Annotated in this window: 28 protein-coding genes; 13 read left to right on the top strand and 15 right to left on the bottom strand. The window is 59.6% G+C overall.

Going from position 1 to position 24,142, the window contains the following annotated elements; genetic code table 11:
• Positions 1-88: 88 nt before the first annotated feature.
• The 4 genes from ACXAH8_RS02310 (at position 89) to ACXAH8_RS02295 (ending at position 3,590) form a co-directional block, all read left to right on the top strand.
• Positions 89-535 carry a paraquat-inducible protein A gene (locus tag ACXAH8_RS02310; protein ID WP_170548338.1) on the top strand — a complete coding sequence of 149 codons (447 nt, stop codon included), beginning with the start codon at positions 89-91 and terminating at the stop codon, positions 533-535.
• Positions 536-691: 156 nt separating this feature from the next.
• On the top strand, positions 692-1,474 hold the full coding sequence (locus ACXAH8_RS02305) for a kinetochore Spc7 family protein (RefSeq protein ID WP_170638572.1): 783 nt from the start codon (positions 692-694) through the stop codon (positions 1,472-1,474).
• A 120-nt stretch (positions 1,475-1,594) separates the two neighbouring features.
• Positions 1,595-2,959, top strand: coding sequence for a DNA repair protein RadA (gene radA, locus ACXAH8_RS02300; protein WP_475215717.1), 1,365 nt, complete (start codon positions 1,595-1,597; stop codon positions 2,957-2,959).
• Positions 2,960-2,999: 40 nt separating this feature from the next.
• Positions 3,000-3,590, top strand: coding sequence for a CvpA family protein (locus ACXAH8_RS02295; protein ID WP_475215715.1), 591 nt, complete (start codon positions 3,000-3,002; stop codon positions 3,588-3,590).
• 95 nt (positions 3,591-3,685) lie between these two features.
• Here the strand turns inward: ACXAH8_RS02295 and ACXAH8_RS02290 are convergent, their stop codons facing one another.
• Positions 3,686-3,832, bottom strand: coding sequence for a hypothetical protein (locus ACXAH8_RS02290; RefSeq protein ID WP_475215713.1), 147 nt, complete (start codon positions 3,830-3,832; stop codon positions 3,686-3,688).
• Between the two features lie 358 nt (positions 3,833-4,190).
• Between ACXAH8_RS02290 and purF the strand changes: the two genes are divergently transcribed.
• The 3 genes from purF to ACXAH8_RS02275 all read left to right on the top strand — a co-directional run bounded on the left by purF (position 4,191) and on the right by ACXAH8_RS02275 (position 6,883).
• Positions 4,191-5,714 (top strand): amidophosphoribosyltransferase, encoded by a 1,524-nt coding sequence (gene purF / locus ACXAH8_RS02285; RefSeq protein WP_170373881.1) that lies wholly within the window; start codon positions 4,191-4,193, stop codon positions 5,712-5,714.
• A gap of 221 nt (positions 5,715-5,935) precedes the next feature.
• On the top strand, positions 5,936-6,184 hold the full coding sequence (locus tag ACXAH8_RS02280) for a hypothetical protein (RefSeq protein ID WP_170373882.1): 249 nt from the start codon (positions 5,936-5,938) through the stop codon (positions 6,182-6,184).
• Between the two features lie 42 nt (positions 6,185-6,226).
• Positions 6,227-6,883: an SDR family NAD(P)-dependent oxidoreductase gene (locus tag ACXAH8_RS02275; protein ID WP_475215711.1), complete on the top strand. Its 657-nt coding sequence runs from the start codon at positions 6,227-6,229 to the stop codon at positions 6,881-6,883.
• A 59-nt stretch (positions 6,884-6,942) separates the two neighbouring features.
• Here the strand turns inward: ACXAH8_RS02275 and ACXAH8_RS02270 are convergent, their stop codons facing one another.
• The 4 genes from ACXAH8_RS02270 to ACXAH8_RS02255 form a co-directional block, all read right to left on the bottom strand.
• Positions 6,943-7,785: an ATP-binding protein gene (locus ACXAH8_RS02270; RefSeq protein ID WP_475215708.1), complete on the bottom strand. Its 843-nt coding sequence runs from the start codon at positions 7,783-7,785 to the stop codon at positions 6,943-6,945.
• A gap of 119 nt (positions 7,786-7,904) precedes the next feature.
• Positions 7,905-8,780, bottom strand: a complete 876-nt coding sequence (tatC, locus tag ACXAH8_RS02265) for a twin-arginine translocase subunit TatC (protein ID WP_170483497.1) — start codon at positions 8,778-8,780, stop codon at positions 7,905-7,907.
• On the bottom strand, positions 8,777-9,235 hold the full coding sequence (tatB, locus tag ACXAH8_RS02260; protein ID WP_170548320.1) for a Sec-independent protein translocase protein TatB: 459 nt from the start codon (positions 9,233-9,235) through the stop codon (positions 8,777-8,779). Before tatB ends, tatC begins: the two co-directional genes overlap by 4 nt.
• Positions 9,236-9,241: 6 nt before the next feature.
• Complete coding sequence (locus ACXAH8_RS02255; RefSeq protein WP_170373887.1) at positions 9,242-9,457, bottom strand: twin-arginine translocase TatA/TatE family subunit; 216 nt, start codon at positions 9,455-9,457, stop codon at positions 9,242-9,244.
• 218 nt (positions 9,458-9,675) lie between these two features.
• Here ACXAH8_RS02255 and ACXAH8_RS02250 point away from each other — a divergent pair, with 218 nt between their 5' ends.
• Complete coding sequence (locus ACXAH8_RS02250) at positions 9,676-9,978, top strand: hypothetical protein (RefSeq protein ID WP_475215705.1); 303 nt, start codon at positions 9,676-9,678, stop codon at positions 9,976-9,978.
• 21 nt (positions 9,979-9,999) lie between these two features.
• On the top strand, positions 10,000-10,671 hold the full coding sequence (locus ACXAH8_RS02245; RefSeq protein ID WP_170548317.1) for a helix-turn-helix transcriptional regulator: 672 nt from the start codon (positions 10,000-10,002) through the stop codon (positions 10,669-10,671).
• Between the two features lie 63 nt (positions 10,672-10,734).
• On the opposite strand, the gene ACXAH8_RS02240 is transcribed toward ACXAH8_RS02245, so the two are convergent.
• The 7 genes from ACXAH8_RS02240 to ACXAH8_RS02210 all read right to left on the bottom strand — a co-directional run bounded on the left by ACXAH8_RS02240 (position 10,735) and on the right by ACXAH8_RS02210 (position 17,026).
• Entirely contained in the window at positions 10,735-11,916 is a 1,182-nt protein-coding gene (locus ACXAH8_RS02240) for a peptidoglycan DD-metalloendopeptidase family protein (protein WP_419738084.1), read from the bottom strand.
• 64 nt (positions 11,917-11,980) lie between these two features.
• The gene (locus ACXAH8_RS02235) at positions 11,981-12,631 is read right to left on the bottom strand and encodes a protein-L-isoaspartate(D-aspartate) O-methyltransferase (protein ID WP_170373891.1); all 651 of its coding nucleotides are present in this window, start codon (positions 12,629-12,631) and stop codon (positions 11,981-11,983) included.
• Entirely contained in the window at positions 12,628-13,410 is a 783-nt protein-coding gene (gene surE / locus ACXAH8_RS02230) for a 5'/3'-nucleotidase SurE (protein WP_170665005.1), read from the bottom strand. The genes ACXAH8_RS02235 and surE overlap by 4 nt, the downstream gene beginning before the upstream one ends.
• Positions 13,411-13,521: 111 nt before the next feature.
• Positions 13,522-14,565 carry an ABC transporter ATP-binding protein gene (locus tag ACXAH8_RS02225; RefSeq protein WP_247748213.1) on the bottom strand — a complete coding sequence of 348 codons (1,044 nt, stop codon included), beginning with the start codon at positions 14,563-14,565 and terminating at the stop codon, positions 13,522-13,524.
• Between the two features lie 126 nt (positions 14,566-14,691).
• The gene (locus ACXAH8_RS02220; RefSeq protein WP_475215702.1) at positions 14,692-15,807 is read right to left on the bottom strand and encodes a hypothetical protein; all 1,116 of its coding nucleotides are present in this window, start codon (positions 15,805-15,807) and stop codon (positions 14,692-14,694) included.
• 2 nt (positions 15,808-15,809) lie between these two features.
• A complete protein-coding gene (locus tag ACXAH8_RS02215; RefSeq protein WP_475215700.1) occupies positions 15,810-16,589 on the bottom strand; it encodes an SDR family oxidoreductase in 780 nt (259 codons plus the stop codon).
• A 74-nt stretch (positions 16,590-16,663) separates the two neighbouring features.
• Positions 16,664-17,026 carry a SnoaL-like domain-containing protein gene (locus ACXAH8_RS02210; RefSeq protein ID WP_170373896.1) on the bottom strand — a complete coding sequence of 121 codons (363 nt, stop codon included), beginning with the start codon at positions 17,024-17,026 and terminating at the stop codon, positions 16,664-16,666.
• 110 nt (positions 17,027-17,136) lie between these two features.
• Here ACXAH8_RS02210 and ACXAH8_RS02205 point away from each other — a divergent pair, with 110 nt between their 5' ends.
• The 4 genes from ACXAH8_RS02205 (at position 17,137) to ACXAH8_RS02190 (ending at position 22,018) form a co-directional block, all read left to right on the top strand.
• Entirely contained in the window at positions 17,137-18,744 is a 1,608-nt protein-coding gene (locus ACXAH8_RS02205; protein WP_475215698.1) for a peptide chain release factor 3, read from the top strand.
• Between the two features lie 49 nt (positions 18,745-18,793).
• Positions 18,794-19,549, top strand: a complete 756-nt coding sequence (locus ACXAH8_RS02200) for a hypothetical protein (protein ID WP_475215696.1) — start codon at positions 18,794-18,796, stop codon at positions 19,547-19,549.
• On the top strand, positions 19,546-20,475 hold the full coding sequence (locus ACXAH8_RS02195) for a glycosyltransferase family 2 protein (protein ID WP_475215694.1): 930 nt from the start codon (positions 19,546-19,548) through the stop codon (positions 20,473-20,475). Before ACXAH8_RS02200 ends, ACXAH8_RS02195 begins: the two co-directional genes overlap by 4 nt.
• 184 nt (positions 20,476-20,659) lie before the next feature.
• Positions 20,660-22,018 carry a DEAD/DEAH box helicase gene (locus ACXAH8_RS02190; RefSeq protein WP_475215692.1) on the top strand — a complete coding sequence of 453 codons (1,359 nt, stop codon included), beginning with the start codon at positions 20,660-20,662 and terminating at the stop codon, positions 22,016-22,018.
• A 12-nt stretch (positions 22,019-22,030) separates the two neighbouring features.
• Here ACXAH8_RS02190 and ACXAH8_RS02185 read toward each other — a convergent pair whose 3' ends face one another.
• Genes ACXAH8_RS02185 through ACXAH8_RS02175 form a run of 3 tightly spaced genes read right to left on the bottom strand, consistent with a single transcriptional unit; the run spans position 22,031 to position 24,044 of the window.
• Positions 22,031-22,933: an EamA family transporter gene (locus ACXAH8_RS02185; RefSeq protein ID WP_475215690.1), complete on the bottom strand. Its 903-nt coding sequence runs from the start codon at positions 22,931-22,933 to the stop codon at positions 22,031-22,033.
• A gap of 21 nt (positions 22,934-22,954) precedes the next feature.
• Positions 22,955-23,848 (bottom strand): fatty acid desaturase, encoded by an 894-nt coding sequence (locus ACXAH8_RS02180; protein WP_475215688.1) that lies wholly within the window; start codon positions 23,846-23,848, stop codon positions 22,955-22,957.
• Positions 23,835-24,044, bottom strand: coding sequence for a DUF2061 domain-containing protein (locus ACXAH8_RS02175; protein WP_475215686.1), 210 nt, complete (start codon positions 24,042-24,044; stop codon positions 23,835-23,837). The genes ACXAH8_RS02180 and ACXAH8_RS02175 overlap by 14 nt, the downstream gene beginning before the upstream one ends.
• Positions 24,045-24,142 lie beyond the last annotated feature (98 nt).

Here is a 24,142-nt window from a genome sequence, read left to right as displayed (position 1 = left end):
AAAATAACTCATTGGCGAGCACCGGTTTAAGTTAACCATAACAAAACATCGCCGCAAAAATCTGAAATCTCGCCGAGACGCACAGCCAATGACCCTCCGCCTCGCCACCCTCTCGCTCTTGATCCTCTACCCCATCGCGTGGTTCGCCCCACTGATGCGCGCGGGCCTGCTGCCGATCTTCGGACTTTCCGAAATCAGCGTCATCACCGGCCTCCAATCCCTGTGGAAATCCGACATCTTCCTCGCGCTGGTCGTCACTGTCTTCGCCCTCTTTGCGCCCTACATCAAAACCATCGGCACCGCCCTGATCCAATGGGACCTGCTGGATGCCCGCGTCCAACCCGCACTGAACATCCTCGGCAAGCTCGCCATGGCCGATATCTTCCTCATCGCGCTCTACATCACGCTGGCCAAGGGGATCTCCTACGCGACCATCGAGACGGCCTGGGGCCTTTACCTGTTTACTGGCTGCATTCTGGCCTCGATCGCGCTGGGATATATTACTGAGATGACATCCACATCACGAAAACCTTAGACCGTGTTGATTGAAAACACATTTCTAAGTATCATCTTTATATTTCGAGCAGCAAAGTTCTAGTCGTGTACGGGTCCGCAGAGGATCACCTTGCGTGTTTGATATGTCCTCCGCTTCGGCCCGATTTGTATCGGTTTGAGAAGGAGATGGACGACCATGCCCGCCCTCAACAACATTACATTGCAATTTCAGAATGCCTTTTTAAGACTGACTTTTTTCATGATCTGCATCGCGGCCCTTGGCGCAGTGGTTGCAACTTCACTCTCGGCGCTGGGGGTTTTGCCCTGGCTGTCCCTTCAGGCCGGATTCGGCCAGACCGGCGTGATCGACGCAGGTATTTTTGTTCAGATCGGCCTGACCTGCCTGATTCTCATGCTGGGCTTCTACCTGCCCTCCAGCGCTCGGATGATGGCCCTTGAGAACGCCCACAGGAAGTTTTCACTGAATATGCAGGACATCGTCGAGGCCTACCAGGTCGCCCATGCCGCCGACCGTAGCGGCGTTTTTGCCTTGGCCTCGGAGTTCGATGCGGTCAAAGAGCGTATGGCCTTTCTGCGCGACCACCCCGACCTTCAGGCGTTAGAACCTGAGATCCTGGAAACCGCCGCTCAGATGAGCCAGATCAGCCACGAACTGGCCGAAACCTATGGCAACGAGAGGGTCGAACGCGCCCGGATGTTCCTGAAACAGCGGCAGGAAGAGGTCGAACTGTTCCAGCAACGGATCGAGGACGCCCAGACCATCCTGCATGAACTCAGCCAATGGACCCGCGATATCGAGATCGAGGAGTCCATCGCCAAATCCCAACTGTCGCGCCTGCGGGATGAGCTGTTCGAACTATTGCCCGAACTTTCAGCGCAATTGCAGACACCACCCGACGGCAGCGACCCAAGCGCCTCCAGCGTGGTCGCAATGTCGCCCCCTCGCGCAGCAGAATAGGCGTGTCAGCGCCCGCCGCACCCGATGGCCCGCAGGGCCTGAGGACGCGGCGTGCCACCGGCGGGGATGAAAGCCCACAAGGGCTTGAAGAACCGCCCATCCTCGGGCACCAAAGGCCTCATGGCAAAGACGACTTCTTTCTCCTGTTCGGCCTGCGGTGCGACACATACAAGATGGTCCGGGCGATGCGACGCCTGCGGCGAATGGAACACGATCACCCAGGACGTGCCCCTGTCGGCTGGTCCGGCCAAGAAATCCCTCGGCGGCAAGCGGGGCCAGTCCATTGCACTCACGGACTTGTCGACCGAGGAGACCCCGCCACCCCGCACACTCAGCGGGGTGGATGAGCTTGACCGCGTTCTGGGCGGCGGCCTCGTCCCCGCGTCAGCCCTGTTGGTGGGCGGAGACCCCGGCATCGGCAAATCCACCCTTCTTCTGCAAGCCGCCGCTCGGTTCGCGCGCGCGGGCGTCAAAACGATCTATGTCTCGGGGGAAGAAGCCAGCGCGCAGGTCCGTATGCGTGCCCGCCGTCTGGGGCTCGAGGACGCGCCGGTTCAACTGGCGGCTGAGACCAACCTGCGCAACATTCTGACAACGCTTGAGGCTGAAAAACCCGGCCTCGCCATCATCGACTCGATTCAGACCATGTGGGCCGACAATGTGGACAGCGCGCCCGGCTCGGTGTCACAAGTCCGGGCTGCGGCACATGAATTGACCACGTTTGCGAAACGACACGGTGTTTCGATCGTGATGGTCGGCCATGTCACCAAAGAGGGCCAAATCGCTGGTCCGCGCGTTGTCGAACATATGGTCGACACCGTTCTCTATTTCGAAGGCGAACGCGGCCACCAGTTCCGCATCCTGCGCGCGGTCAAAAACCGTTTTGGCCCCGCAGATGAGATCGGCGTGTTCGAGATGACTGGCAAGGGGCTGGCGCAGGTCACCAACCCCTCGGCCCTGTTCCTGTCGGAACGCGGCACGCCCAGCCCCGGCTCGGCCGTTTTTGCCGGAATTGAAGGCACCCGTCCGGTTTTGGTCGAACTGCAAGCCTTGGTTGCTCCGTCACCGCATTCGCAAGCCCGCCGCACGGTCGTCGGCTGGGACAGCGGGCGGCTGGCGATGATCCTCGCCGTGCTCGAAGCCCGCTGCGGCATCCCCTTCGCGGGTCTCGACGTCTATCTGAACGTCGCCGGAGGGCTGAAGGTCAGCGAACCCGCCGCCGATCTGGCTGTTGCCGCAGCGTTACTAAGTGCACGAGAAGACAGCGCCCTGCCCGCTGATACGGTCGTTTTCGGAGAAATCTCGCTATCCGGGGCACTTAGACCAGCCCCTCAGACCGAAAACAGGTTGAAAGAAGCACAAAAACTTGGTTTCACATCGGCAATCGCTCCGGCGGGCGGCAAAACCGGCACTGTGGCAGGTCTGACACTCACCCGACCCTCTGATTTGGTGGGGTTTGTTGGCGAAACCTTCGGAGCAGGTTAAAGTCCGGCCCTGAGGGGCAGAAAAAGAACAGGCGAGGGCCATGGAAGGTTTTACAATTATTGACGGGGTTGTGGCCCTGATCATCGTGCTGTCAGGCATTCTGGCCTATTCGCGCGGTTTCATGCGCGAGGTTCTTGCCATCGCGGGCTGGGTGGCAGCAGCCGTTCTGGCATTCATCTTCGCGCCGCAGGCCGTGCCACTGGTCAAGGAAATCCCGGTGGTCGGAGACTTCCTGCGCGACAGCTGCGAATTGTCCGTCATCACCGGCTTTGCAGCCGTGTTTGCAATCGCCCTGATCATCGTCAGCATTTTCACGCCGCTATTTTCATCGCTGGTGCAACGGTCGGCACTGGGTGGTCTGGATCAGGCGCTTGGCTTCTTCTTCGGCATAGCGCGGGGCATCCTGCTGGTCGCTATCGCGTTCTTTGTCTACGACACCGTGATGACCGGCCAGTCCTACACGCTTGTAGACGAAAGCCGCTCGGCCAAGGTGTTCGAACAGTTCAGCACCCAGATCGAAGAACAAAACCCCGAGGCAGCACTGGGTTGGGTCACGGCACAATACGAAGAGCTGGTGGCCAGCTGCACCGCAGGCGACACGGCCCCTGCTGCGGAAACCACCGACAGCTAATTCATACAGAATGTTATTCGAAAAGCCCGGCCTAGCGCCGGGCTTTTTTCATTGAACGAACCCCTCACCCCCGCAGACCGTACAGCGAGTGGTTTTCAAACCGAGACAGCCATCACAGCGGCTGGAAATCGGTTTACCCAGAATATCACGGCTTTTGACCACTTCACCTGCCCCATTGCAGATCGGGCACGGCGCACGCCCCATACCACGGCACCGATGGCAGCGCCTTTTTGGCGGCTCATCTTTCTTGTTTGGTGAGCGTTCCTGCCACATTCTGGCCCCCTCCCCGATAAGATCCGCGATGAAATCCCAGTTATGTCAGCACAAATGAATTCATATGTCACCACGCCGCAACTGAAGAAATCGGAACTGCTGTCTGTAGAAATGTGATCCTTTGATGACAGCCGCGTTCTAAGGCAGTATGTGGAGGCCAAACTGCCACGGAATCGGAGCTGTCGGGTTTGTCCTTTCAATGTTCATCTGCCTGCAATGCGGTGAGGATGCACCGTTTGGCCTGCAAGATACGAACGGTACGACCCCTCCCTATCCGGCAGTCACTCAACCCTCTGGTCAAAACGTCATAGAAATTGGAGCCCGTACATGTGTGGGATTTTGGGGATCGCAAGCCGGACACATGATGTGTTTGCGGAAATCTATGACGGGCTGCTGATGCTGCAGCACCGGGGTCAGGATGCCTCGGGGATCGTCACATATAACGGTGAGTTCTTTCGCGAGAAAAAAGCCAACGGTCTGGTCAAGGACGTGTTCAACGCGACGGATGCTGAGACACTTCTGGGTAAGGTCGGCATGGGGCATGTGCGCTATCCCACGGCAGGGTCGCTCAGTGCGTCCGAGGCGCAGCCCTTTTTCGTCAACGCGCCTTACGGGATTTATCTGGTCCATAACGGCAACATCACTAACACGGCTGAGCAGCGCGAAAAAGTCACCGGAAAGTACAGCCGTCACCTGCGCACCACGTCAGATTCCGAGATCCTGCTGAACGTTCTGGCCGACAAGGTGGCCGACGCGATCAAGGTGAATGGCAATGCCGAACCCATTCGCAACATCTTTGCCGGCGTGAAGATGACGATGGAGCGTGTACAGGGTGCCTACTCGGTCATCTGCCTTGTTGCAGGTGTGGGCATGCTGGCCTTCCGCGACCCGCACGGCATTCGTCCGCTTTCGGTCGCAATCCGCGAGACCGAGGGCGATGGCAATGACTACGCCTTCGCCTCCGAGGATGTGGCCTTTGGTATCAACGGCTTTACCAAGATTCGTGACCTGAACCCGGGCGAGGCTATCCTGATCGATTTGGACGGCAATATGCACGAGTTTCAGGCCGTTGAAGGCAAGCTGACGCCCTGTATCTTCGAATATGTCTACCTCGCCCGTCCGGATTCCCTGCTGGACGGCGTCTCGGTCTACAAAACCCAGATGCGTATGGGGCAAACGCTGGCGAAACAGATCCAGGACTCGGGTCTTCAGATCGACCGGATCATCCCGGTTCCTGATAGCGCCCGCCCCGTGGCGCTTGAGGCTGCCAAGATCACCGGCATCCCCTATCGCGAAGGTCTGGTGAAGAACCGCTATGTCGGCCGAACATTCATCATGCCCGGTCAGGAAGAGCGTCAGAAATCCGTGCGCCGCAAGCTGAACGCCATTCCGCTGGAGTTCAAGGATCACAATGTCCTGCTGATCGACGACTCGATCGTGCGCGGCAATACGATCAAGAAGATCGTTCAGATGTGTCGTGAGGCCGGAGCCAAGAAGGTCTATATCGCCAGCGCCTCGCCCCCGGTGAAATACCCCAATGTCTATGGCATCGACATGCCCACCAAGCATGAGCTGATCGCCAATGGCAAAGAGATCGAAGAGATTCGCGAAGAACTGGGCGCGGATGCTCTGTTCTATCAGAACCTCGACGATCTGATCTGGGCCGCCAAAGAAGGCAACCCCGAGATCGAGGCCTTCGACTGTTCCTGCTTTGACGGAAACTACATCACCGGCAGTGTCAGCGGTGACTATCTCGACAGTCTCGAAAACAGCACCCGCGTCAGCAAAAAGCGCGAAGACATGCAGGTTGTCGGTGGGTCGTGGAACGCGGCGAAACTGGCGTCGGGCTAAAGAGACAACGCGAATCAGAAAACAACACAGGCCTTGGGCATCGCCACGGCTTTGGCTGGATTTTGCCGATAGGAATGACCTGATTGCAAAGGCTTCCGGCCCCCTCACCCCGCCGTGACCCAATGCGAGCGGGGTGATCTTTTGATTTACTTTGCGGTTTGGTAGGCAGCGCTTCACCACCACTCACACAAGGGGTTCGAACCGGGTTCGAGCCGCAGAAAATGCCAAATGCCAATGTCAAAAGCGCGGCCACGCAGCGGGGCGCGTTGAAAAGAAATTCGGTCTCGGTTCTGGGTGTTTTTGGCCCGAAAGCCGACCTGCGCGCGTTGATGCGCTTGTCATCGGGGCGTGTAAAGGAGGTCAAGCCAGGAAGCCGCGTGGCGTCGGGGACGGTCGTTGCCATTGATGAACACGGGATCATGCTGCGACAAAGCGGCCAGACCCGCCGGATTGGAATTCCGGGGGGCTAGCGCCCTCTTGACGACCCGCGCGCGGGCGTTCAAACCGCTGCCATGACCGATCAGACCAAAATTGCCACCAAAATTGCCCTCGTCACTGGGGCCTCTCGCGGGTTGGGCGCAGCCCTGGCCGAGGCACTGGCCCCCGAGTACCACATCGTCGCCGTCGCCCGCACCACCGGCGGGTTGGAAGAGCTGGACGACCGGATAAAAGCCAAGGGTGGCTCGGCCACCCTTGCGCCGATGGACATCACCGATCCCAACGCGATGGCCACCCTGTGCCGGGGCATTCATGATCGCTGGGGCAAAGTGGATTTGTGGCTGCACACGGCCGTCCACACCTCGGCCCTCACACCGGCGCATTTTGTTGATCCCAAAGAGTGGACAAAGGCGATGAACACCAACGCCAACGCCACCTCGGTTCTGATCCCTTATGTGACACCTCTGTTGGGTGAGGCCGGGCATGCCGTGTTCTTTGATGACCCCAAAGCGGGCGAGAAGTTCTACGGCATCTACGGCGCCACCAAGGCCGCCCAGATGGCTCTGGCGCGCAGTTGGCAGGTTGAGACGGAACGAACTGGACCCAAGGTTTCGATTGTGGAGCCTGCCCCGATGCCGACAGCCGTGCGCGCGCGGTTTCACCCCGGTGAGGATCGCGATGTGCTAACCAGCACAGCGGATGAGGCGGCTCGGATTCTGGCGCGGTTGTAGGGAATGGCCCGTCGGGCCATGCCTCCGGCGGGGATATTTTTAGCCAGATGAAGCTGGGATCACGCGATATGGATGCCGTTGCGCCCGGCGAGATCGACGAAGAATTGCCACGCAACACGGCCCGAGCGTGACCCGCGCGTCGCCTGCCATTCGATGGCTTCCGCGCGCAGGGTGTCCGGGTCAACTGACACATTATAGGCGGCGCAGTAACGGTCGATCATGGCCAGATATTCATCCTGATCACAGGGGTGGAAGCCGAGCCAAAGCCCGAACCGGTCGGACAGTGAGACCTTTTCTTCGACCGCTTCCGACGGGTTGATGGCGCTGGAGCGTTCGTTCTCGATCATGTCCCGTGGCATCAGGTGGCGGCGGTTGGAGGTGGCATAGAAAACAACGTTTTCGGGTCGACCTTCTATACCGCCATCCAAGACGGCCTTGAGCGACTTATAGTGCTGGTCATCATGGCTGAACGACAGGTCGTCACAGAACAGGATGAACCGGTGCGGCGCTGCGCGCAGGTGGTTCAACAGGCGCGCGACCGAGTTCATGTCTTCGCGTTGAAGTTCCACCAGTTTCAGGTTCGCGTACTCGGTTTGCAGTGTGCCGTGGACGGCCTTCACGAGGCTGGATTTCCCCATCCCCCGCGCGCCCCAGAGCAGTGCGTTGTTGGCCTTGTACCCCGCCGCAAAGCGCCTTGTGTTGTCCAACAGCGTATCGCGCGAACGGTTGATACCCACCAACAGTTCCAGATCCACGCGGTTGACCTGAGGGACAGGCTCAAGCCGGTCTGGCTCAACCTGCCAGACGAAAGCCGGCGCTGCATTGAAGTCCGGAGCCGCCAGAGGGGCCGGAGCCATGCGCTCTAGCGCGTCGGCGATACGATTCAGGGCTTGGGTATCCATGGCGGCCTCCGGGGTCTTATTCCACCGGTGTCAAACCACGTTCGGCTTTTGGCAACAAGGGGTTCCAACGAAAAAGGCGCGCCTGTCATGGGCGCGCCTGTATTGAAAACAGCAGGAGATTACTTCCCGTCTTCTTCCTGCATCAGGTCCTCATCCGCTTCGGCCTCATCATCATAGTAGCCATCCGCGCGGAGTTGTTCTTCGCGTTTCTTTTCGACACGCGCCACAAGGAAGATCGACACCTCATAAAGGCCGTAGACTACTACGAACAGAATGATCTGTGTGATCACGTCGGGAGGCGTCACAAGCGCAGCAAGCACCAGAATGGCAACCACCGCGTATTTGCGTACACTACCCAGCCCCTCAGCCGTGACCAGCCCCGCCTTGCCCATCAGCGTCAGCAACACGGGCAGTTGGAAACACAGCCCGAAGGCCACGATGAACTTGATCGTCAGGTTCAGGTATTCCTGAGCGGAGCCTTGGAACACCACGCTGAGCGGTGCAGAGGTGGCGCCATCCACGACGGCCTCGCCTTCCGCACCAAATTGCTGGAACCCGAGAAAAAAGTCATAGGCCAAAGGCGTTACGACGTAGAACGCGAAGCTTGCCCCCAACAGGAACATGAAGGGCGAGGCCAACATGAACGGCAAAAAAGCGTTCTTCTCGGACCTATAAAGCCCCGGAGCAACAAAGCGCCACATCTGCATCCCGATATAGGGGAACGCCAGAATGAAGCCCCCCAGAAGTGACACCTTGATCGCAACAAAGAAACCTTCCTGCGGCGAGATGAAGATCAGCCCGCAATCCTGCCCACGCTCATTCAACACCTCACACAAAGGATGCGTCAGGAAGTTGAAAAGAGGCGTCGCAACCGTGAAACAGATGATCATACCGATCAAAAACGCTACGACGCAGTGAATGAGTCGTGTGCGCAACTCAGCCAGATGCTCGATCAGCGGGGCCGAGCTGTCTTCGATTTCGTCGGTCTTGCTCATGTCTTGTTCTCAGTGTTCAGCGCGGCTTCGGCCTCTTCGGCCTTGGCCAGCGCGTCAGCGGCTTCTTTGGCCTTTCGCTCGGCAGCAGCGCGGGCGGTTGTGGCTTGAATCTTTTTGGCCTGTTCAGCCCGCTCAGCCGCCAGCTTGCCCGTTTCGCTTTCAGGATCGAACTTGGTAGGGTCGATACTGCTGCTGAGATCCTGGGCGGCCTTTTTCACACCGTCCATCGCGCTGTTCACGGGGTTCGTGGCCGCGTTCAGGCCCTTCTTGATCTCGTTCACACCTGCCTGATCAGCAGCCTCGTTCATGGCGCTGGTGAATTCGCGCGCCATCCCGCGGGCCTTGCCGACAAACCGACCGACATTGCGAAACAGCACGGGCAGGTCTTTCGGCCCAACCACAATCAGGGCAACGATGCCGATGACCAGAAGTTCGGTCCAGCCCAGATCAAACATCCGGGTTTAGACCTTGTCTTTCTCGGTTTCGGGCGTGACGTCCTTGGCCACTTCGGCTGCATCCTGCTCCAGCTCGTCCGCGCCTTCCTTGACGCCTTTCTTGAACGAGGTGATGCCCTTGCCAACCTCACCCATCAGCGAGCTGATTTTTCCGCGGCCAAACAGCACCAGCACCACAACAGCGATCAGCAGCAGGCCGGGAAGTCCGATATTGTTGAGCATGTTTTTTCTCCTTCTCAAAGGCGCACTGCGCCTGAACCCTTTTCTGACCCAGTGTTTACGCGGCAATCCGCGTTCTCAAAAGGTGATCGAGCCAATTCGGGCGGCAAATTTGATGTGATCTTGCGGATTCATAGCTCTCGCTTTTCTCAACTGACAGGTTTATGTCAGTTGTAACGGGCTAGGACAGCGGTATCGCAACCTGGTCAACGGAGAAACACATGACCCATGTCGCCGAAATCGTCACCTTCACCCTGGCCGAGGGCACCTCACCCGAGGCCTTCGTCAAACTCAGCCAGTCGACCGAGAGCTTCGTGCGCGCAGCACCCGGCTTTGCCCACCGCCACCTCAGCCAAGGGGAAGACGGTCGCTGGACGGACTATGTCGTTTGGCAAGATATGAACGCTGCTCAGACGGCGGCTGCAGAATTCCCGCAACAGGAGTTTGCACCGGCCCTGATGGCGGCCATCAACCCCGAAAGCCTGCAGATGCGGCATGAGACAGTGCTATGGAACATGACCTGACGCAGGTCAGAACGGCGTATCATGCGCCGCACTGATCGCCTGTTCGACATCATTCAAATCCTGCGCGACGGTAAACTACACCGCGCGCAGGACATCGCGGACCGGCTCGAGGTGTCGGTCCGCACGATCTATCGCGACATGGACACGCTGGTCGCCTCGGGTGTTCCCGTTGAAGGCGAACGCGGCGTGGGTTACATGGTTCGCGAGCAGATCACCCTGCCCCCGCTCAACCTGACCACGGCCGAGCTTGAGGCACTGAACCTCGGGATGGCCATCGTCGCCGAAGCAGCTGACCCGGACCTGAAAGCCGCGGCCGAGTCACTTGCAGAAAAGATTGACGCTGTACTGCCCACGCAGGTTGTGGCCGAGGCCGATACTTGGAAATTCGCAGTCTACCCCTTCGCCGATGCCGCGCGCGGATTGGCACATATGGCCCCGCTCCGCGCCGCCATCAAATCCCGCCAGAAGCTGCACTTGTCATACCGCCGCATCGACGGCACCTTGACCGAACGCGCCATCCGCCCCCTCCATATGGAGTATTGGGGCCGCGTCTGGACCCTCACCGCATGGTGCGAGCTGCGCAACGGCTTTCGCGTTTTTCGCATCGACCTGATCGAAACCGTCACACCCCTGCCCGAGCTATTCACAGACGAGCCGGGGAAACGCCTAAGTGACTTCGATCCACACGGGTGATCCGCCCTTCATCTGGCTAAAAATATCCCCGCCGGAGGCATGGCCCGGAACGGGCCATTCAAGTCACCTCAGATAGGGCTCAGGATCAACCGACTCGAAGCCTTTGCGGACTTCGAAATGCACATATGCATTGTCTCCGCCGCGCAGTTCCGCCAGTTTCTGCCCTCGCCGCACGCGGTCACCTTTCTTGACGGTGATATCCTCAACATTGGCGTAAACCGTCAGCAAGTCATTGTTATGCTTCACAACGATGATCGGTACCTGATCGGCATCTGCGGTAATCGCCGCCACTGTGCCTGCCTCGGCTGCAGTGACCGACGTGCCCGGAGCGGCCGCGATATCGATGCCTTCGTTTTTACCCTTGTCATATGTCCGGATAATATTGCCCGCGACCGGCAAGGACAGCGCGGAATTGCCGGAACTTCTGGTCGGCGCTTCAGCTGTGACATCCGGCGCCTCGGGAGCCTCGGCCAGCGGCGCGACCTGCTCATCCGGTAGCGGCTGGGTCGCACTCGGCGGTGTCGGCGTCGGAGAACCCTGCCCCGGCTGCGTCACCTCAGTCGCAGCGACCGGAGCCGCTGCCGCCGCCTGACGCGGGGCGGCCTGGTTCTTCACCGGAATCAGCAAATACTGCCCCTCACGAATGGCGAAATCCGGGCCCAACCCGTTCCACTCTCCCAGAGCTTCAACCGGCACCTGATAGAGACGCGAGATGGTAAAGGCCGTCTCGCCCCGCTTCACCTTGTGGCGCACCGGCTCTGGACCAGAAGCGACCGGCGCAGGCGTTGGCGCCGGTTCGACCGGCTTCAGCACCGTCGTCTGCACCCCGCCCGTATCCGGGGCCTGATCAATGGCGTTTCCAGCGATTGAGGCAATATCCACGCCGCTTGACGCGCCAACAGATCGCGGTAGGGCCAGAACCTCGCCCTCGCGCAGCGTGTCGGTTGTCTGCAAACCGTTGAACCGCGACAGCTCACCTTCTGGCAGGCCGACCCGGGCCGCCACATCGCGGACGGTATCGCCCCGGCGTGCCACGGCGACCTGATAGTTCGGATAGGTGATCACCCCGCGCGCGTCGGGCGTAGGGCGGCTGGTGGTGGCGGATTGCGCCGCATCCGTGGTGGAAAACCCGCCGAGTTGTCCGCGCAGGTCGTAATCCAACGGCCCCTCGCACCCGGCCAGAATGGCCAGAGCCGCAACTCCTGTCGCACAACGGCGCATCGTTGATTTGGTAACTGCTCTCATGACTTTTGTCCTCAACACCTGCCCCTGTTATCCGGGGTTCCGGCGATCCATTCCAAAAAACCTGTTACGTCTCGTCCTTGCCAAGCCCTTCAAGCAACGGCACGAACCGAACCGACGTCAATTCATCATAGTCCAGACCGGTCTCGGTGCGCGTCACCTTGATCAACTGCTGCACCGCATCCGACTGCCCGACGGGTAGCACCATGATACCCCCGATTTTCAGCTGCGCCAAGAGCGGGCCTGGCGGGTCCTCAGCCGCCGCGGTCACGATGATCCGATCAAAGGGTGCCTGTTCCGGCAAACCGAACGAGCCATCCGACAGCATCGACGTGACATTGGTCAGCCCCAGTTCGGCAAACAGCTTGCCGGTCTCGCTAACAAGCCGCCTGTGCCGTTCAACCGTGTAAACGCGACGCGCCAGTTTCGCGAGGATCGCCGCCTGATACCCCGACCCGGTCCCGATCTCGAGAACAGTGTCACGCGGACGCACATCCAGTGCCTGTGTCATCAACCCCACCACCGAGGGCTGGCTGATCGTCTGACCGCAGGCGATGGGCAGCGGCATATCCTCGTAAGCGCGGTCGGCGAACAGGCCGGTGACGAAGCGCCCCCGGTCGACCGCTTCCATCGCGGCCAGGACACGCGCATCGGTCACGCCTCGCTTTCGCAGGGCGAACAGGAACTGCATGACGGTTTCTGGGTCCAGTCCACTCATTCGATCGACTTCAATGCCTCTAGCGTGTCATGCGCGGTCAGATCCGCGCGCATCGGCGTGACCGAGATATAGCCTTCCAGATTGACCGCCGCGTCCGTGCCGGGCGCGGTCGGGTTGTGCTGGTATCCGCCCTTGATCCACAGAAACCGCCGCCCCGAGGGCGAACTGTGCGGCTCGACCGAGAAATGCGTATCGCGGCGGAACCCTTGCGGGGCAACGCGGGTGCCCAGAACTTCGTCGGCGGGAACGGGCGGGAAATTCACATTGTAGAACAGCCGGTAGTCGCCTTGATCTGCAGGGGTCGCGTCCAGAATCCGGCGCACCAGATCGGCGCCAAAGCGACTGGCGGCCTCGAACGGATCCTCGAGCCCCAGATTGCGCGGGCCGAAATATTGTGACAAGGCAATGGCCGGCACGCCCTGCAAAGCGGCCTCCATCGCGCCGCCAATAGTCCCGGAATAAAGCGTATTTTCAGCCGAGTTGTTGCCCCGGTTCACGCCAGATAACACCAAATCGGGCGGGCAATCCTTCATCACGTCATGCAGGCCCGCCAAAACACAATCCGCCGGAGAGCCCTCGGCCGCAAAACGCCGCTCATCCAGTTTGGCGACCATCATGGGATGGGTGTAGCTTATGCAGTGGCCGACACCGGATTGCTCGAATGCTGGGGCCACGACCCAGACCTCACCGTCAGGTCCGGACAGATCCTTTGCGATCGCCTGAAGCGTGATCAGCCCCGGCGCATTGATGCCGTCATCATTGGTAATCAGAATACGCATGACCGTCCCACCCCCGCGTTTCGCCCTTGATAGACCTGACCCCGCCTTGCGGCAAGCAATGCAGGCCCGCAATCTGCGGCTTTCGCGCACCACTTGTGGGGAAATTGCGCTCTATCTAGGGAAAACGAAACAGCGGTCGCGTCGGATGGTCAGCCACATCGCCCGCCCAGGCGCGGGGACAAACACGTTCGGAACGGTCGCCTTGAGGATCGAGCCGTCATAGTCCATCCGAAACTCGACCAGGCTTTCATTGCCCAGGAACCGGGCCCGCTCAACCACGCCGCGCGCGGCGACGCCGTCTGTCGCCGTGGGCAAAGGCCCTTTGCCGTTTCGGTCGAAATCCAGCCGGAGGTGTTGGGGGCGGAAAACGATCTCGACATCGGTACCGTCCGGAAAGCCCGGCGCCAGGAATTGTCCGAACGGGGTCTCGGCCAAGGCGCCATTCACTTGCGCCTGCAACACGTTGACATCACTGAAGAACGCGACGGCCGCTTTGTCCGCTGGCCGCGTGTAGACATTGTACGGCGCGCCTTGTTGCACGATCTTGCCGCCCCGCATGAGGGCGATCTCATCAGCCATGCGCATAGCCTCTTCCGGCTCATGGGTGACCAGCAGAACGGCGGCGTCTTCCTCTTTCAGGATCGCGAGCGTTTCATCCCGGATACCGTCGCGCAGACGGTTATCGAGACCCGAGAACGGCTCGTCCATCAGCATGATCCGGGGGCGCGGGGCCAGAGCGCGCGCCAAAGCCACCCGCTGCTGTTCACCGCCTGAGAGTTGATGCGGGAACCCGTCGATGAACCGCATCAGATCGACTTTGGTCAGCAGTTCCTCGACCCGCGCACGTTTCTGATCCTTGCTACCCTTCAGGCCGAAACTCACGTTGTCGGCCACGCTGAGATGCGGGAACAGGGCAAAGTCCTGAAACATCAAGCCAATCTCGCGGCGTTCTGGTGGGACACGGAACACCGTGTCACAGATCAGTTTGCCGTCGACATAGATTTCACCTGAATCCTGCATCTCGACCCCGGCGATCATCCGCAATGTCGTGGATTTGCCGCAGCCGGACGGCCCAAGCAGGCAGGTCACCCGCCCCGCCTCGACCGTCAGCGAGACGTCATCCACCACAACCCGACCTTCGAACCGGCGGATCATATTGCGAATTTCCAAACGAGGAAGAGGTGTGTTGCCTGTCACAGATGGGTCCTGTTGCCTTTCCCGATCAATTCCATCGGGCTTGAGCGGGGATAGCAACCCCGCCCGTCCGGCGCAAGGGATCAGCTATTCCGCAAGCAGCTCGAAATCGACACCGGCGCGGATTTTTCCGTTCACCTGAACCTCAAGCCGATGCGCGCCCGGCACCAGTTTGAACGTGGTCGCATTGCCTTTGAGCTTGTAGCGTTTGTCCAAACGCAATGCGCCGTTCCTCAGCGCGGCCTGTTTCAGCTTGTGAACCTTAGCTGAGGTTTTCCCGTTAGGGCGTTGAAAGTGAATGATATAATCTACAAGGACCGGTTGATCAGCAGACCCTTTCAAATCGACCGAGAACGCCAACGCGCCATTGATCCGGGCCTCGCCCTCAACAGAAATGATTGCAGTGACATCCGCGTCCGGGTCATAACCCAGCATCTTCATCGCCCCCGGATGCCCGGCCTTAACAAGCCCACGCAGGGTATGAGAGACCATCCACTCCAGCTCTTTCTCTTCTTGCTCACCCGCCTCGCGCCAGCGCTGCAGGCATTCCAGAACCAGATCGGGGTCCTTTTTCGTGATATCGTTCAGATGGTTCGCAACCGAGCGGGTTACATAGCGCGTTGTGTCCCGATGCAGACCATCCAGCAAAGGCAAGGGGTCGGTCAGCGCGAGCCCCACCGCCTGCCCCCATGGCAAGCGGGGCCGCGTGCCCTCGCTGACCAGACGGCGCACATGATAGCTGTCGTGTTGGCTCCAACGCTGCATCCGAGCCAAGACCAGATCGGGATGGCTGTTCAGGAATGGACGGATCGCCCATTCCATCGAAAAGCGTTGAGTCAGCTCCTCCAGAACATCCAACGCCAGCTCTGGATGCTCGGCCCCAACTGCGACAACCCAATCCCCAAGTGGCGCAAAGATGAAATCGCCAAAATCGTCATCTGTCTTGCTGGGATCCAATGGCGGCGGCAAGGCGCGCAGGATCAACGGCGCGACCGCTGGCAAATTGCCCGGATAGGACTGCTGCAGGCAATCGGCGATCCAGGTCATTCTCTCTTTCAGCTCCAGATCCAACAGGCGCGACATAACCTGCGCTTCGAACGCATCGGCGTCGAAGTCCGGGTCCGCCGTCTGGAATAAACCCGCTAGGTAGCGGGTCTTTTCCATGTTGAACAATTGGTCCTTCAGAGAGAAATTCTGTGCCATTCCTACATCGTCAAATTGGTTGCGCCGCCATCCAGCAGTATGTTCTGCCCAACGATAAAGCCCGCATGTTGAGAACACAGGAAAGCGCAGGCCGCGCCGAACTCTTGACGCGTGCCGTAGCGACGCGCCGGGATCGTCGCGGACCGGGCCGAGCGGGCCTCATCCAGCGAAATGCCCTGTTGATTGGACACACCGGTATCCAGCGACAAGGCGCGGTCGGTGTCATGAATCCCCGGAAGCAGGTTGTTGATCGTCACACCTTGCGGGGCGACTTGACGCGCCGTTCCGGCCACATAGCCGGTCAGCCCGGTGCGCGCCGCATTCGACAACCCCAGAGCCGGGATCGGCGCGCGCACGGATTGCGAGGTGATATTCACCACCCGCCCCCAGCCTTTTTCCATCATCCCTGGCAGCAGCGCTTTCATGAAAGCGATCGGCGTCAGCATGTTGGAATCCAGTGCCTTGATGAAATCCTCACGATCCCAGTCCGACCACAAACCCGGAGGCGGCCCGCCCGCATTTGTGACCAGAATATCAACACTTTGCGCGGCCTCGATCACTTGCGCCTGACCTTCGGTTGAGGTCACATCGCAGGGCACCGTCTCAACCGCGACGCCATGGTCCGCACGCAACCGCGCCGCCTCCGATTCAAGCGCCTCAGCACCACGCGCATTCATCACCAGATCCACGCCTGCTTCAGCCAACGCCTCGGCACAGCCCAGCCCAAGCCCTTTGCTGCTGGCACAAACCAACGCACGCTTGCCGCGAATTCCAAGATCCATTCTGATCCCCTCTGTCTGTTGTTGCCCGCATGTCTAGCACCAGCCAGACAGAGAAGACCAGAATTCAACAGGCCTTAGTAGAAGAACTCTTCCCTCACAATTTTGCCATCGGCCACGTGGTAGACACCCACTTCGCTCATATCGAAATTCTCACCGCTTTCTATGAACTTGCCCTTGATCTCGAAAATTACGGCAAAGCGGTCGTCGCCATGCAACATCGGATCGCTGACCGAGACATGGCTGACCTCTGTCGCGCTGTCCCACCATTCATGTTTGCCGCGAATGGCATCCAGACCCTGGACCTCACGCCCCATGCCAACGTCATCTACCGCCTCGGCCGAGACAGCATCCGCGGCATAGAGTTTACCCAGATTTTCGGCGGTCCGGTTTTCGCGGCAACCGGCCACAAGCTCGTTCGCAATCTCTTTCAATTCCATTGGTTCACTCCCATAATTTGTTCACTATATGTTCTATTTGCCACAGCTTGCCGATTCGAACCAGTCCGTTTGTCTTGCTTCGGCGGGTTTCCCCGCCTATACGCGCGCTCATGCTTGATACCGCCTCGAACCAACCCGTATTGCCGCCCGAGATCGCTCGTCGTCGGACATTCGCCATCATCTCGCACCCGGATGCGGGGAAAACGACGCTGACCGAAAAGTTCCTCCTGTACGGGGGTGCGATCCAGATGGCTGGTCAGGTGCGCGCCAAGGGTGAGGCGCGGCGCACGCGGTCTGACTTCATGCAGATGGAAAAGGACCGGGGCATCTCGGTATCCGCCTCGGCGATGTCGTTCGACTATGGGGACTTCCGGTTCAACCTTGTCGACACTCCCGGCCACAGCGACTTCTCGGAGGATACCTATCGCACACTGACCGCTGTCGATGCCGCTGTGATGGTGATCGACGGTGCGAAAGGTGTCGAAAGCCAGACGCAGAAGCTGTTCGAAGTCTGCCGCCTGCGCGATCTGCCGATCCTGACCTTCTGTAACAAGATGGACCGCGAAAGCCGCGATACGTTCGAGATCATCGACGAAATTCAGGAAATGCTGGCGATCGACGTCACGCCTGCCGCATGGCCCATCGGCGTGGGTCGCGATTTCATCGGCTGCTACGACATGCTGCGCGACCGGCTGGAGCTGATGGACCGCGCCGACCGCAACAAAGTGGCTGAAAGCATCCAGATCGACGGTTTGGACGACCCGAAACTGGCCGAACACGTGCCCAAACAACTGCTGGAGAAGCTGCTGGAAGAGGTCGAGATGGCGCGTGAATTGCTGCCCGCGCTCGACCCTCAGGCCGTGTTAGAGGGGCACATGACCCCGATCTGGTTCGGCTCGGCGATCAACTCGTTCGGCGTGAAAGAGCTGATGGAGGGCATCGGCGCCTATGGCCCGCAGCCGCAGATCCAATCGGCCGAACCCCGTCAGATCTCTCCGGACGAAAAGAAGGTCGCCGGGTTTGTCTTCAAGGTTCAGGCTAATATGGATCCCAAGCACCGCGACCGCGTGGCCTTTGTGCGTATGGCCTCGGGGCATTTCAAACGTGGCATGAAGCTGACCCATGTGCGGTCGAAAAAGCCGATGGCGATCTCGAACCCTGTGCTGTTTCTGGCCTCTGACCGGGAACTTGCTGAGGAAGCCTGGGCCGGGGACATCATCGGCATCCCGAACCACGGCCAGCTGCGCATTGGCGATACGCTTACCGAGGGCGAGGCGATCCGCGTGACCGGCATCCCGTCTTTTGCACCGGAATTGCTGCAAACCGTCCGTCCGGGCGATCCGATGAAGGCCAAGCATTTGGAAAAGGCGCTCATGCAGTTTGCCGAAGAAGGCGCGGCCAAAGTGTTCAAACCCTCGATCGGCTCGGGCTTTATCGTGGGCGTCGTCGGCGCGTTGCAATTCGAAGTACTGGCCAGCCGGATCGAGATGGAATACGGCCTGCCGGTTCGGTTCGAGGCGTCTCAGTTCACCTCGGCCCGTTGGGTCAGCGGTGAAAAGGCCGAGGTCGAGAAATTCGTCAACGCCAACAAACAGCACATCGCTCACGACCACGATGGCGACATCGTTTATCTGACCCGCCTGCAATGGGATATCGACCGGGTCGTGCGTGACTATCCGGCACTGAACTTGACGGCCACCAAAGAGATGATGGTGTGATCCAACTGCCTGATTGCACAGCCAATCCCGGCTGTGCAATTCTGCCCGCATGAGCGATGACGACCTGACCTTTCCCGGCGGCCTGCCTGACATGCTGGAGATCCTGGAAAACAGGCGCGCGCCTTTTGTGTTCGGCACCCGCCCCCTGCCCGATCTGGACGTTGATCTGGACGCACTGGCGCAGCAGATCGTGCCGGAACGCGCGACCCTCGCCCCCGAAAGAGAAGATGCCACGGCGTGGGAACAGAAGCGTGCCAAGATCGCCACCGAGTTCGTGGGCAATTCGGAATTGGCTTTCCTGAACGCCCAGCTAATCGCCAATCTGCGCAAACGCTCATACCCGCGTCACACGCCCGCTTTGTTTCGGCGGCTCTGGGCCGAGCAATCGCCGCATCTGCTTGGAGCGCTCGATCTGCGCTGGCTCGTCTCGTCCGTTCAGACCTTTGCTGATCACGGCGACACCCCAACGCAGCGCGAGGTTGGTCAGGCGCTTAGGATGCTATTCGGGCTGATGAAGCTCTATGAGTTCGAGCGGTTGTTCTCCAAACGCGGACCCGAGGAAACCCATTGGTTTCGCGGCAAAAGCACCGCTCCGCTGCCGTTGCAGATGCAGTCTTTCTCACTGGAGCGAGGCGGGCTGGCCGTGTCGCTAATCGCGCCGATCTGGACCAAGGCGCTGACTGATCCGACCATCGCCCCGCTGGCGGATCACCTGATGGTCGAGCTGAACAAAGACCCCGGAACCGTCTTTCGCCGCCTGAAAAAGATGCGCGAACGCCGTCTCGCCCGGATGCAGCGACGATGACCACATGGGGTGTTGTCTCCATGGTGCGAGGGCCCGCGCAGGATATTCTGCGTTTTGCGGGCCATCACCTCGATCTGGGGGCCGACCGGCTGTACCTCTACCTCGATGAACCCAAACCTGAGGCGCAACACCATTTGGAGCAGCACCCGAAGGTGCAGGTGACACTCTGCGACGACGCTTTCTGGGTAGGCCGAAACCGGACGCGCCCGGGCAAGCATCAGGTGCGCCAATCCACCCATGCCAGCTATACCTATCGCAAAACCGATCTGGATTGGCTGGCGCATATTGATGTGGATGAGTTCCTGTGGGCGGACGCCCCCATCCCGGAGCTGCTGGATACCGTGCCCGCAGATACCCCCGCCGTTCGGGTCCGCCCGATCGAGGCCATTGCGGGGGCCGAGGACCTGTACAAAGCGCATATCCCCAAAAGCCCGGATCGCGAGGCTTTGGTGCAGGCGCTTTACCCCACCTATGGCGCCCATGTTCTTGGGGGGTTCCTCAGCCATGTGCAGGGCAAATTGATCGTGCGCACGGGTCTGAAAAAGCTGAGTTTTCGCATCCACAACCTGTTTCAGGACAAGACCCTCCTGCCCTGCAAGTTCGAGCTGCCAGGGCTGGAGCTGTGCCACCATCACGCCCCGAGTTGGGAGCATTGGTTCAAGCACTACCGTTTCCGGATGGAGCGTGGCTCGTACAAACCCGGCATGTCCCCGAACCTGCCCCGCGATCAAGGCGGCGTGAACAAGAACGAGCTGTTCAGCCAAATCGAGTCTACCAGTGGTGTTGATGGGCTGCGTGCATTTTACGATGAACTCAGTGCCGCTGACCCGAACGTCCGTGCTCGGCTTGAGGCACATGGTCAGATCCGGCACCGCCCGTTGCATCTGGATGAAAAAGTGGCGAAACACTTTCCCGGAAGCTGCTGAATTGTTGCAAAAAATGCCATTTCCAGCCGGTTGACGCCGTCGGGATTTCAGTTCATTTGACCCCGCCCCACGTTTTTGTTATGTCCCGCCTCAAGCCGAAACGCGCATGGTGCGCATGGTCAGATTGACCCGGCATGACGCAGACGCGCGGGCCAGGTCAAGTGTCCGCAATAATCGGACATACATGACAAAGTTTACCGAACTGAACCTGAACCCGAAGGTCCTCAAAGCCATTGAGGAAGCCGGATACGAAACCCCCACTCCAATCCAGGAAGGCGCGATTCCACCCGCGCTTGAAGGGCGCGACGTATTGGGCATCGCCCAGACCGGCACCGGGAAAACCGCTAGCTTCACGCTGCCGATGATCACCCTGCTGGCCCGTGGCCGCGCCCGAGCCCGGATGCCGCGTTCGCTGGTGCTGTGCCCGACACGGGAATTGGCCGCGCAGGTGGCCGAGAATTTCGACACCTATTCCAAGCATCTGAAACTGACCAAGGCGCTGCTGATCGGCGGTGTCAGCTTCAAAGAGCAAGAGGCCCTGATCGACCGCGGCGTAGACGTTCTGATCGCCACTCCGGGCCGTTTGCTGGACCATTTCGAACGCGGCAAGCTGCTGCTGACCGGCGTGCAGATCATGGTCGTGGATGAGGCCGACCGGATGCTGGATATGGGCTTCATCCCCGATATCGAGCGCATCTTCTCGCTGACCCCCTTCACGCGCCAGACGCTGTTCTTCTCGGCCACCATGGCGTCCGAGATTGAACGCATCACCGACACTTTCCTGTCCGCCCCCGCCCGTATCGAAGTCGCCCGTCAGGCCACCGCGTCCGAGACGATTGAACAGGGCGTAGTGATGTTCAAAGGCGGCCGCCGGGATCGCGAGGCCAGCGGAAAACGCAAGGTTCTGCGCGCGCTGATCGATGCCGAGGGCGACAAATGCACCAACGCAATCATCTTCTGCAACCGCAAGACGGATGTAGATATCTGCGCGAAATCGCTGAAGAAGTATGGCTATAACGCCGCCGCGATCCATGGTGATCTGGACCAGTCGCAGCGGATGAAGACGCTGGACGGGTTCCGCGATGGCTCACTGCGCCTGCTGGTTGCCTCAGACGTGGCGGCGCGTGGTCTGGATATCCCGTCGGTTAGCCATGTGTTCAACTTCGACGTGCCCGGCCATGCCGAGGACTATGTTCACCGCATCGGCCGCACGGGCCGTGCCGGACGTGAAGGCAAAGCCGTGACGATCTGTTCGGGTCGTGACGAAAAGGCTCTGGACGCGATTGAAAAGCTGATCCAGAAGGAAATTCCGCGCCTCGACAACCCGGTCAAGGAAGAACCAAAGCCCGAGAAGCCGAAAGCCGAGAAACCCGCCAAAGCGGCGGAAGGCAAGCGCAGCGAAGGCAAGAAAGAACGCGAGCCGCGCGAACCCAAGGGTCGCGGTCGTGGCCGCAAGGGCGATCATGGCCCGGCGGTTGTCGGCATGGGCGATCATCTGCCCAGCTTCATCGCACTCAGCTTTGATGAACGTCGCGCGGGCTAATCACCCAGGCGCTTAGATCGACAGCACCAGCGCCAGAATCGACGCGCCCAGCAACAGCATCCCGGCGATCTCGCGCCGGGTGATTATCTCACGGAAAAACAGGGTCGAGGCAAGCAGGCTGAGCAATAGCTCGATCTGCCCCAGCGCTTTGACATAGGCCGCATTCTGCAAGGTGAAGGCGAAGAACCAGCAGAACGAACCGCAGAGACTGGTCAGGCCAACGAACACGCCGGTTCGGCGTGTGTTCCAGACCGCGCGCAACTCGGCCCGGTCGCGCCACAGCAGCCAAATCCCCATGCTGACGAATTGGAACGTGACCACTGCGGCAAGCGTGACCAACGCGCGAAACCACGCGTCGATATCGCCTAGCTCAAGCGAGGCTCCGCGATAGCTGACCGAGGAGAAGGCGAATAACACCCCCGAGCCCAACCCAAGTCGCGAGGCGCGATTGGTCAGATGCTGCCACCAAGCCCTGTTCCCTCCGGGTGTTTTGGACAAAAGCAGCACCGCCAGCAGCCCCACGACAATCGCCCCCAACGCCCCAGTCGAGATCTGATCGCCCAGCACCACAAATCCAACGATCGCGGTTTGGATGACTTCGGTTTTCTTGAACGTGATACCGACGGCAAAATTGCGCTGCTTGAACAGGGCGACGACACAGATCGTCGCAAGGATCTGCGATGTGCCGCCGATGATCGCGAACACCCAGAACCGCGCGGATAAATCTGGCAGGCTCAAGCCAGTGACCTGAATCGCCACGACCAGCCCCAACAGGGCCAGAGGCAAGGAATAGGCAAAGCGCGCAAAGGTCGCCCCGGCCGCAGACAGTTTCACGCTGCTCAGCGATTTTTGCAGCATGAACCGGACCGTCTGAAAACCGGCAGCGGCGATGGTGATTGGAATCCATAGACTCATGAACTCCGTTCTGTCGTTAAATCAAGGTTTTGGCCAGAGCGGATGCGGCACCGGGTCCTTCGCCCGCCAGAAATACGCCCTAAAGATCTCGGCATAGGATGCGTAGACATAGGCCTCGTTGCAGTCCTGATACCGCTCTTTGCCCGATTGATAGAGCGCGGGTAGTTCGTACCAAGCGGCCGATGGGTTCATGTGATGAACCACGTGCAGGTTGTTGTTCAGAAACAGGAAAGCCAGCAAACCGCGATCTTCGACGATCACCGTGCGGGCGCGCGATTTCTCATGCGCTCGGTGTTCAAGGAAGGTGCGGATCTTCACAAGACCCAACCCAATATAGGCCGACATGACATAGGCCCAAATCGGCATGGAGGAGTGCGCGACGACCCACAGAACCACCGCAATTCCAGGGATATGCAGCGCCCATGCAAGGGCGACCGAACGGTCTCCACGGATCAGGCTGCTCCATTCGTCCCGCAGAAACATAAACTGCCCGATCGCAGGCCCCAACACCATGCGCCCGAGCAGGGTGTTGTTGGCGGCAAGCAGCCTCTTTTGCCATCCAGACAGCTGCGCCCAGACCTTTGGGTCATGGTAGTTGCTTTCGGGGTCATCATAGGGATCTGTCAGGTTCGAATCCTGATGATGCGCAAGGTGCAAGTCGCGAAACCGGTTGAACGGAATGAACAGTGTCAATGGCAGGACCATCAGTGCCTCGTTTAGCCATTTGGTGCGAAACGGATGTCCGTGCAACGCCTCATGCGTCAGCGAGGAATGAAGGGCGGCAATCGCACCCATCATCGGGATCGCGAGCCACAGGCTCAAACTTGCCACGTAGAAAGTGGCAATCAACCAGGCGGCGTAACATGCGGCGATCAGGGCCAATGTGCCCCATTCGGGCGTTTCAGCTTTCCCCATAACGCCCCCATGAGATTCCCGCCCAGACCCGCTCATAGACAATGTAAAGCGTCAGACCGATGGCGGTATTGACCAGCGCCACCACGCCGCCCACGGCAACTGACCCGGTGGCGATCAGGCCCACCAGAGTCATCATCACCAACCCCATCACATTCCAAATGAGTGCTTTCACGACAGATCTTCGTCGCGTTTCCATTCCGGACCCCGTTTTTTGTTGTTATCACAAAAGCGTTACTCAACGGGCGGCGTGTTGGGAATTCTGAATATGATTAACAAAAATCATCAAAGGTGATA

This window comes from Ruegeria sp. ABV3_008, assembly GCF_056161185.1.
The sequence above is the reverse complement of the archived record's forward strand: the minus strand, read 5'-3'. Positions and strand labels throughout refer to the sequence as shown.